General features: G+C 46.5%; 3 protein-coding genes. All 3 read right to left on the minus strand.

From position 1 onward, the window contains the following. Positions 1-114 precede the first annotated feature (114 nt). Complete coding sequence (locus tag JQM82_RS14785) at positions 115-933, minus strand: ExeA family protein (RefSeq protein ID WP_154433259.1); 819 nt, start codon at positions 931-933, stop codon at positions 115-117. Continuing rightward, the gene (locus JQM82_RS14790; protein WP_154433258.1) at positions 926-2,344 is read right to left on the minus strand and encodes a DDE-type integrase/transposase/recombinase; all 1,419 of its coding nucleotides are present in this window, start codon (positions 2,342-2,344) and stop codon (positions 926-928) included. Before JQM82_RS14790 ends, JQM82_RS14785 begins: the two co-directional genes overlap by 8 nt. Before the next feature lie 73 nt (positions 2,345-2,417). Further along, positions 2,418-2,918 carry a DUF6431 domain-containing protein gene (locus JQM82_RS14795; protein ID WP_197702350.1) on the minus strand — a complete coding sequence of 167 codons (501 nt, stop codon included), beginning with the start codon at positions 2,916-2,918 and terminating at the stop codon, positions 2,418-2,420. Positions 2,919-3,113 lie beyond the last annotated feature (195 nt).

Raw genomic sequence — 3,113 nt, forward strand, 5'->3', positions numbered from 1 at the left:
TGTTAATGATTTCATGAGCTGTCACCAGACTGCTCACACGAATTGTCATCAGATTGCTTAACTGCCTGTCATAGATAATGGTGGATTCGCCGCCCGAAAACGGGCGGCTGACTTTTACTTAGTTGTGACCGTGAGCATTTCATGCTCTACTACAAACTTGATCATATAGTCATCGACCAGACGTCTCTGCTGTTGGAAGGCATACATCAGTGCCTTTTCGCAGATCCGGTTGATCATACGGGGAATTCCGGCAGATGCCTTGTGGATCTCATCCACTGCTTTTTCAGTAAAAACCTCCTGAGAACATCCAGAATACGCCATATGACTTCCGATGTACTGTTCTGTTTCCGATCTGTCCAGATGTGGAAGCGTACAATACATATCGATTCTCTGGCGAATAGCAGCGTAACGCTGTAACTTCAGTTTGTTTTCCCAAAGTTCTGTCTGCCCGACAAGGACTACTGCCATGGGACTGACAGAATCAAATTTGTAATTCAAAAGAAATCGGAATTCTTCCAGCGTTTCTTTTTCCAATAGATGAGCTTCATCAAGGATACAGACAACTTTCTTGTGCTGTACTCCACGGATGATTTCAATTTCCTGCTGTAGCTGGCGTTTGGAATCTCCCCGATAAAACCTTGATTCCAGACCGAGCTGATCCAGCAGCCCCTTATAAAACCATCTTGGAGTCAGCTTTGAGTCTGAAAGATAAAGAACGATGTAATCCTCTTTAGGAAGCTCTGAGTAAAACCGGCGGATCAGCGTTGATTTCCCACATCCGGAATCAGCGGTTACAACCGCAAACATCTGGCGGTCTGCCACATAGGATAAACGCCCTAATGTCTCGCGAAAAGCAGATGATTCATACAGCTTTTCAGGCGGAACATCACGGACAAAGGGTGTGTGTTCCATACCGAAGAATGCCTCATACATTGTCATTCGCCTCCTTCCGATAGGATGCAAATGAAATCGCGTCAGCCATCTGACGCTGTGTCTGTGCATGGCGGTTTTCTAAAGCATCAAGAAAACGGGATGTGCTCGGTTTCTGTTCCTGCATGGATGCCGGTAATACGGGACGTTTGTCACAGTATGAGCTGATTTTTATAGGCTGTGCTGTAAAAGGTTCATAGCCTGGATAAGAAACCGTGATCGTTTCAGGCGCGGCAGGGTCATAAGAAATTTCAACTTTATGCCCAATCAGTGATGGTTTTGTCTCGTATTTTATTCCGCGGAAACTGATACATCCGCCTTTGTCAACTTTGCGTTCTTCGTGATGAAGGAAAGCTTCCGCTACGACTGAAACATCCAGGAAAGTGAGCGGGCGGCTGTCGCGGTTCCATTCCTGAAGAGGTGTGATCCCTTCTTCCGGGACCGCAGCTCCAAGGCTTTCATAGTACTCACTGATCCCTTCATGAGATTTCTTGTGATAATACTCGTCTGCGAAGATCTCCCAGAGACGGTTTAATTCATCCAGGCTTTTGATACCCTTCAGCTTCGATTCGCGGATAAAATCATCCACGACCTGGTGGAACTTTTCGATCTTGCCTTTGCTTTTTCCGCTTCTCGGCTTTGCATGAATGACACGGATGCCGAGTTTGGAAAGGGAAAAACGGATTTGCTTTGCGATATACTGTGATCCGTTATCAAAGTAACAGGCATCAAAAGTTCCGTGACGCAGGATCGCCTGGTGAAAGGTATCCTCGATGATCGCTTCTTCCTGATTATCATAGAACCGGGAGAATAGCAGCCGTCTGGAATGGTCATCAATAGCCGAGGACAGATAGGTCTGTACTTTGGCACCGTTTTTTCCAATAGGAAGTTTGGGACCATACTTGATATCTCCCTGGATCAGCATCATGCGGTGTGGTTTGCAGAAGCGTTTCGATGAACTCTCACGGGCTTCTCTGTACATCTGCATATGTTCACGGCCAAACCCTGCTTTATAAAGATGTCTTTCCAGGGTTGGGCGTTTTAATACCCCCGGTGCTACAAAGCCTTCTGCTTCCAGAATGAAGATGATCTGTGCAACAGACCGTTCCGGGACCTCTTTCCTGAGCTGGATTGCCTGTTCCAGAAGAAAATCGAAATTGTCCGGAAGTCTCTGGGATCTGTGTTTTTGCCGGTCTGCCGGTTTGAGTCCAGAGAACTGGCTTTCTGCATATGCTTTCTCGTAACGATAAAGAGAGCGGACGGAGATGTTATTCTCCTGTGCAATCTGCCTGCGCAGCTGCAGACGTTTTGCGTCATCCATATCTTCCCTGAGAAGGGGAGATATAAGCTGAAAGCGTTTGAGTGCTTCCTGTTCCTGCCACTGTTGTTTCATAAGATTTTTGCTTGTATTCATAGTATAGCGACCTCCTTTGAGACCACTATACAGAAGCAGCCGGTGACAGACGAACCAAAGTAGGTGCACAGTGCTACCAGGGGATCGGCACCAGGAATCCCCCGCTGTTATAGATCAGGCGGAGAATGATCTCCAACCAGCTTTGATATTTTTTTCGTATAGCTTCGAGCAGTGAACCTTTGGAGAAGAGGACTCCTTCCCCAAGTCTGAAGATACTGTAGCCGGCACTTCTAAGGTAGCCTTCTATGTTGGTCAGATTGACCTGCAACCACAGGAGCCAGCGCTGCATGGTCTGCATGGACGGATAGTCCTCGGAATCAGCATCTTCAGGAGTGACAACTCCATCAAGAACTCCTGATATAACCTCAGTTTCATAATGCTTATACGGGGAGAGGCAATCCGGAAGTTCATTATGATAGGAATGGCAGTTTTTACATCTGAAACGTCGTATCATCAGACGCTCCTTACGTCCGCCTTCTTTCCTTCGGATACGTACGCGTGAATCCCGGTAGGCAAGAATCCCCTGACATCTGGGACATATATGGCTGGTCACACTGCTCTCAACAAAAAACACCTGAATTCCCCTTGAGGGTTAACGTATAGTCTGATATAATAACCATGGTTTTAGCGACCAGGTCTCAGAGTACACGACTTTCCAGGGAAGGTGCTCTGAGACTTTTTTCTTTCTGTAAACTGATGACAGTATACAGAACAATCCAGAGACACGCAAGCTAATCATTATTACGCTATTTTAAGAGGTCAATAACAA

This window comes from Faecalicatena contorta, from assembly GCF_021531995.1.
GTDB lineage: Bacteria > Bacillota > Clostridia > Lachnospirales > Lachnospiraceae > Dorea_A > Dorea_A contorta_A.

What these genes read in the sequence shown, in the direction of transcription:
- JQM82_RS14785 (WP_154433259.1), bottom strand. Translation starts at nt 933, where the DNA reads ATGTATGAGGCATTCTTCGGTATGGAACACACACCCTTTGTCCGTGAT.
- JQM82_RS14790 (WP_154433258.1), bottom strand. Translation starts at nt 2,344, where the DNA reads ATGAATACAAGCAAAAATCTTATGAAACAACAGTGGCAGGAACAGGAA.